Origin of the sequence: Steroidobacter sp., assembly GCF_016790065.1 — a bacterium.
Classification (GTDB): Bacteria; Pseudomonadota; Gammaproteobacteria; order Steroidobacterales; family Steroidobacteraceae; genus Steroidobacter.
Genome location: NZ_JAEUPY010000690.1, coordinates 1 through 6,142, shown reverse-complemented (window position 1 = coordinate 6,142; position 6,142 = coordinate 1). Strand labels below are relative to the sequence as shown.

4 protein-coding genes and 1 pseudogene are annotated in these 6,142 nt (G+C 62.7%); 4 read left to right on the top strand and 1 reads right to left on the bottom strand.

The window, feature by feature from the left end; translation table 11 throughout:
• Positions 1 to 1,836: pseudogene (locus tag JNL55_RS28495) on the top strand (ATP-dependent DNA helicase); the annotation flags it as partial.
• Between the two features lie 8 nt (positions 1,837 to 1,844).
• Here the strand turns inward: JNL55_RS28495 and JNL55_RS28490 are convergent.
• Complete coding sequence (locus JNL55_RS28490) at positions 1,845 to 2,648, bottom strand: GIN domain-containing protein (RefSeq protein WP_293862679.1); 804 nt, start codon at positions 2,646 to 2,648, stop codon at positions 1,845 to 1,847.
• A 278-nt stretch (positions 2,649 to 2,926) separates the two neighbouring features.
• Here JNL55_RS28490 and JNL55_RS28485 point away from each other — a divergent pair, with 278 nt between their 5' ends.
• The 3 genes from JNL55_RS28485 to JNL55_RS28475 form a co-directional block, all read left to right on the top strand.
• Positions 2,927 to 4,174 (top strand): diguanylate cyclase, encoded by a 1,248-nt coding sequence (locus tag JNL55_RS28485; RefSeq protein WP_293862677.1) that lies wholly within the window; start codon positions 2,927 to 2,929, stop codon positions 4,172 to 4,174.
• A 116-nt stretch (positions 4,175 to 4,290) separates the two neighbouring features.
• Entirely contained in the window at positions 4,291 to 5,295 is a 1,005-nt protein-coding gene (gene fbp, locus JNL55_RS28480) for a class 1 fructose-bisphosphatase (RefSeq protein WP_293862675.1), read from the top strand.
• Between the two features lie 103 nt (positions 5,296 to 5,398).
• A partial coding sequence (locus JNL55_RS28475) for a hypothetical protein (RefSeq protein WP_293862673.1) occupies positions 5,399 to 6,142 on the top strand: 744 nt, incomplete at its 3' end.

Sequence of the window (6,142 nt, the reverse complement as noted above, 5' to 3'; positions counted from 1 at the left end):
GTGTTGAGCGCGCGACCCTACGCCTATCTCGACGATGCACCGCTCGAAGAGCGTCGCACTCAAGCAGTGATGAGCCGGCGTTGGATGGATCCGCAATCGGCGTCCGACATCGGCAAGCTGGATCCAGCGGCAATCGCACGGGTTCGCGAAGAAGCTTGGCCCGACGCCGGCACCGCTGACCAGCTGCACGACGCGTTGACCTGGCTCACGTTCATGACGGCCGAAGAAATGGAACGTCAGCCGATGTGGCCTGGCCTGTGTCAGGACCTCATCACGCAGCGACGAGTGACCAAGCTCAGCGTCGGCCAGAGCGGTATCTTCGTCGCCACGGAGCGCGTGCCTTATTTCCAGTCTCTGTTCCCGGATGTGCCGTTGGAACCGCAGATTGTGGTGCCGCCGGCCTACGCGGCCAAACGCGAGCGCGACGAGTCGTTCATCGAAATCGTGCGCGGTCGATTGGAAGGGCTCGGCCCGACCACGGCGCAGGCGCTTGCTGAATCATTCGGCAGCGATGTCGAAGCAGTCGACGCCGCCTTGCTGGCACTGGAAGCCGAAGGCACGGCCATGCGCGGCAGTTTCGAGCAGAAAATAACCACGACGCAGTGGTGCGACCGACGATTGCTCGCCCGCATTCATCGCTACACGGTCAAACGCCTGCGCGCCGAGATCGAGCCTGTGCAGGCGCGCGACTACCTGCGATTCCTGTTCGATTGGCAACGAGTCACCACCAACGCCCGCATGCAGGGGCCAGACGCGGTGCCGGCAGTGCTCGCACAATTGGAAGGCTTCGACGCGCCCGCCGGTGCGTGGGAAACAGAGATCTTGCCGACTCGCATCGCCGAGTACGAACCCGCCTGGCTCGATGAACAATGTCTCGCAGGCCGCATCATCTGGACTCGCCTGGCCACGCGCGCCGGCGACTCAGAGCGTGGCGCGTCGCCGGTTCGCTCGACACCCATCGCACTGTTGCCTCGACGAAATGTGAAACAGTGGTCGCAGTTCGCCGGCAGCATCGAACGCTCGCAGCTCACCGACAAAGCACAGCGCGTCGCTGAGTACATCGATGAACATGGCGCATCGTTCTATGACGAGATCGTGGATCAAGTCGGCTTGCTGCCGGTGCAAGTGGAAGAAGCGCTGGGCGAGCTGGTCGCACTTGGCCTGGTGAATTCCGATAGCTTCGGTGGCTTGCGCGCTTTGTTGATGCCGGCCGACCGTCGTCGCGCCAGTGCGCGAGATCGGCGCCGTCAGCGTCGCGTCGCCATCTTCGGCATGCAGGACGCCGGCCGCTGGGCGCTGGTGAAAAGGAAAGAAACAAAGGCCGACGATACGAAGCGCGTGCCGCCGCGCAATGACGAAGCTGTCGAACACATCTGTCGCACGCTGCTGAAGCGTTGGGGCGTGGTGTTCTGGAAGTTGTTGGAGCGTGAAGCTGACTGGTTGCCGCCCTGGCGCGATTTGTTGATGTGCCTGCGCCGCTTGGAAGCACGCGGTGAAATTCGCGGCGGACGCTTCGTCAATGGCTTTTCCGGCGAGCAGTTCGCGTTGCCCGAAGCCATCGGTCAACTGCGCGAAGTGCGTCGTCGTGAGAACAGCATGCAGCTGGTGTCGCTATCCGCTGCGGATCCGTTGAACTTGATCGGCATCGTCACGCCGGGCGGTCGGCTGCCAGCACTCACTGGTAATCGAGTGCTGTATCGAGACGGTGTGCCGGTGGCACTGTACGTGGGCGGTGAAGTGAAGTTCATCGAACAGCTGGATCCTGCCGAGCAATGGCAGGCGCGCGGCGTGCTGTTGCGACGACAGGTGCCGGCACCGCTCGCCGACTTGGCTTGAATAAGCGCTTAGATCACGATGGTCTGACCTGGCTTGGAATTCACTTTTTCCTGCTTGGGATCTTCTCGTTCCAATTCCAGCGAATCCGGGTCGACCGGCGCTTCGGGCTCCGCCTTGGGCTTGACGTCCGAGTCGTTGTTGGAATCTTGCTGAGCGATGGTGCCCAGGCCATTCATGCGCGTGTTCACTCGCTGCGGCGTGCCTGAGTAGAAGATCGCGCCAACGCCATTCATCGTGGCATCGAGCGAGTCGCGTGCATTGACGAGCACACTGCCGACGCCATCGACGGTCACGGACGCATCCATCACCGCGAGTTTGCTCAGGTCAGCGTGACCGGCTCCGGTCATGCGCACTTGCAACTTTTCCAGATTGCCGTCGGCCACGATGTTCGCAGCGCCGGCAGCTTTGATCTGCGTATCGCCGCCGTGCAGCCCGGTGACGGACACGTCGTTGCCACCTTGAAGCTCGAGCGATTCGAGCCGCGGCACAGTGATGTTCACCGTCAGGCGCGAATTGCTGTTGCCGATGACCCAATCCCGCTTGCGGGTTTTGATGTGGAGCGTGTCGCCGCGAACTTCGGTCTCCAGACGACTCACCACGCCTTCATGACCGTGGATCTGGACCGACACCGGCTCGCCGATGGCGATCTCGATCTTGGCCGCGCCGTCCATGTCGATGGAATCGAACGAGCCGACCTCGCGCCGCTCGCTCACCACCGGCCCTTTGTCGCCCCAATCGTTGGAATGCTCGCCACAGCCGCTGAGCAACGAGCAGCCGAGGACGAGCGCACCGAGCGTTGGATAGATTTTCATGACGACCTCGGCCACAGTCCGCGGAATTTTACATAGCTCGACGATGCGGTCATGGTGAGCCGACCAACCGCCGGGCGGAAGAGAGTGCCGGTGAATCGCGGCCCGGCGCCGGTGAGTTGGCGCGCTGGCCGGCGGCAATTTGTGACGGTCGTCACAAGTCCGGGCTCATAGCCCACTGAGTCGACGTTTTCACAAGCATGCTGTGAGGGCGTTGCGTGCAGCGTGATGTTGGTCCGTGCTCGTAGGGCACGTGCAGGGTTAACCTACTTGCCGTACAGATGAAGCCTCCGTCCCGAAACACTTCCCGCCCGACGCTCCGCGAGCGCTTCTCCAAGCTCTTGCCGCCTCTGTCTTTTGCCGAACCGTTGGAAAGCCAGTATCGCCACTGGCACACCGATCATGCGCGCGAGCGCGTGAAGTACACGATGCTGCCCGCGATGGGTGTGCTGCTGATCGTGTCGCTGGCCGGCGGACCGTTCCGCGAATTGCGCGAAACCTTGTTTGCGCCGGAGCAGATGGCCCTCGTCGATTTGCTCCGATTCGGCGTGTTGCTGCCGACCTGCACGGCGATGTTGCTGGTCACCTACACCAAGCTGTATTCCCGCTGGCTCGGCTTCGCCGCGCCGGCCGTGTCGCTGCTGCAGAGTCTGTGTATCGTCGCTTTCGACCTGCTGATGCATCGGCAGGGTTATTCGCTCAGCTCGGTGCTGCCGATGCTGGTGCTCTCGGCCTACATGCTGTTCGGCATGATGCAAACGCCGGCCACCATCACCGCGACCGCCATCGTCGCCGCCTACGGCATCACCGGTTGGGCCGCCGATCTGAACACCGGCCAGCGCTTGTTCGACCTGGCCATGACCAGTTTCGCGCTGGTGCTGGGCTTCTTTTTCCACTACAGCTTCTCGCGTACTCAACGCTTGAACTGGTTCAGAAACATGATGCTCACCGATTCGGTGCACCGGGATGCGCTGACCAACATCGGTAACCGGCGCATGTTCGACGTGCACATCGAGCGCTTGTGGAATCAAGCCGTGCGTACGCGCGCACCGGTGGCGCTGCTGCTGGTCGATCTGGATCATTTCAAATCGTTCAACGATCACGCCGGCCATCAGGCGGGCGATCACTGCCTGGCGCGCGTCGCCGGCGCCATCGCGCAGTCGGCGCGCCGGCCGCTGGATGTCGCGGCTCGCTACGGCGGCGAAGAATTCGTGGTGTTGTTGTTCGATGTGCAGCGAGACCGAGTCGAAGAGCTGTGCCGCGAGCTGCACACCAACCTGGCGGCGCTACAGATCCCGCATCCGGCCTCGTCGGTCGGTCCCTATGTCACGGTCAGCATCGGCGCGGCCTGCGTCGAGCCTGAGGCCGGCCGTCATCACGATGGCTTGATCCAGCTGGCGGACGAAGCGCTGTACGCTGCGAAGGAAGGCGGGCGCAATCGTACCGCCGTCATGGATCGCGAGTACGCCACGCTCAACACCGGTGCTTTCCGCGTGCCCCGTTCGCGAGCACGTAACGAAGCGGCCTGACGCTTTCTAGAGACTTATTGTCATGGACAGCGTTATCAAGCGACGCTGCCCGTCGGCCCGTGCTTTTCTGATGTTACATTTCTCAGCCGAACTTCCTCTCGAGGCGCCACCGCTGCATGTCTGCCCCTATCGATAAGCCTGCTAAAGCCAACGAAATCGTCACCCTGCAGTCTCATATCCTGCAGCAGCAGAGCCACCACCCCGAAGCCAGCGGGCAGTTCTCCTGGATCCTGTCGGCACTGGCGATCTCCGCCAAGATGATTGCCTCACACGTGCGCCGTGCGCGACTCGATGACGTGCTCGGCACCGTCGGCAATCAGAACGTGCAAGGCGAACAACAGCAGAAGCTGGACGTCATCGCCAACGACATCTTGTTACGCACCTTGGGCGGTCGCGAAGGCGTGGCCATCGTGGCGTCGGAAGAAAACGAAGAGCCGGTGATTCTGCGCACCGACGAGGATGCCGAGCGCAAGTACTGCGTACTGTTCGATCCGTTGGATGGCTCGTCGAATCTGGATGTCTGCGGCGCCGTCGGCACCATCTTCAGCATCCTGCGCAAGGATCGCCGCTCGTCGGAGCCGCAAGCTTCGTTGTTGCAATCGGGTGCCCGGCAGGTCGCGGCCGGTTATGTGCTGTATGGCTCCTCGACCGTGTTCGTGCTGACCATAGGCCACGGCGTGGACATGTTCGTGCTCGACCCGAACTACGGCGCCTTCATGCGCGTGGCGCAGGGCGTGCGCATCCCTAAGGCCAACAAATGCTACTCGGTGAACGAAGGCAATCGCCTGAGCTTTCCCGAGGGCTATCAGAAGTACCTGTCTTGGGCGCAGGAGCACGGCTATTCGAGCCGCTACGCCGGCGCCATGGTGGCGGATGTGCACCGCATCCTGCTGCAGGGCGGCGTGTTCATGTATCCGCCCACCCGCAAGGCGCCCAAAGGCAAGCTGCGGCTGATGTACGAAGCCAATCCCATGTCCATGATCGTGGAACAGGCCGGCGGTAAGGCGCTGAGCGCCCCGGGCGAGCGCATCCTCGACGTGCAACCGACTGACATTCATCAGCGCGTGCCCGTTATCATCGGCAGCAGCGAAGAAGTGGATCACGTGGCGGCCCAGCTGTAACCCAGCAAGACCCGGTAATTCACTGTGGCTCTCCGCGCGTTGCAGCAACCTGCAGCGCCGGAGTGTATTCTCTCGCCTAGTGGTTTGGCTCTCTGGGAAGCCTGTGCTCACGGCCGATAAAGTTCTCGTCACGGTAGGAACGCCTTGCTCGATCTCGGCAGTAGGCAGCACGGAGACCTATCGCGCGCGTGTCGTCGGCGCACCGGAATTCATTGCCTTAGCGGCGTTCGACGCGGGGCTGGTCGACCTCGATCCCCAGGCCGATGGCTCACTGAAGCTGCGCTGGACCAACGGCGAGAGCACCACGCTGGCCGAGGTCGAACGTCTACATGGCGCGCAGCTGCGCGCATCGCTGGGCATCCGTTATATCGATGAGCTGACTGCGCTCGGCAGCGCGGTGGTCACCGACGTCGCCGCCTCCTTGCCGCACGACTTCGATCGCGGCGGTTTGCGCCGGTTGGCGGGCCTCACCTATCGCGACGTGCGCGATTCGGCGCTCAAGGATATGTATGGCCTTTTCGACGACGATCCGCGACTGGGACCGTCGTTACAGTCGCAGTTGTTTGCCTACAGCGGCTTGGGCGCGCTGGCGGCGCTGCCGGTGTCCTTGTCCGAGCTGATTCCCAACCCGTACGAGTTTCGAGTCGCCGGCGCGACGGCGTTCCCCGGCCTCGATGCGCACGGTCAGTTGCGCCAGGCCGGCACGGTTACGCCGGACAACGACAAGCTGCGCGACAAGTTCGCGATGCGCCTGGCGAATTCATTGTCGTCGCACGGCCCGGCACTGCTGTCCACGATGCTCGCGCCGTCGTACTCGCTGAGTAAGTCGCTCAAACATCCCGAGCTG

Excerpts from the sequence above, each read along its gene's own strand:
- JNL55_RS28490 (WP_293862679.1), bottom strand. The coding sequence starts at position 2,648 with ATGAAAATCTATCCAACGCTCGGTGCGCTCGTCCTCGGCTGCTCGTTG.
- JNL55_RS28485 (WP_293862677.1), top strand. The coding sequence starts at position 2,927 with ATGAAGCCTCCGTCCCGAAACACTTCCCGCCCGACGCTCCGCGAGCGC.
- fbp (WP_293862675.1), top strand. The coding sequence starts at position 4,291 with ATGTCTGCCCCTATCGATAAGCCTGCTAAAGCCAACGAAATCGTCACC.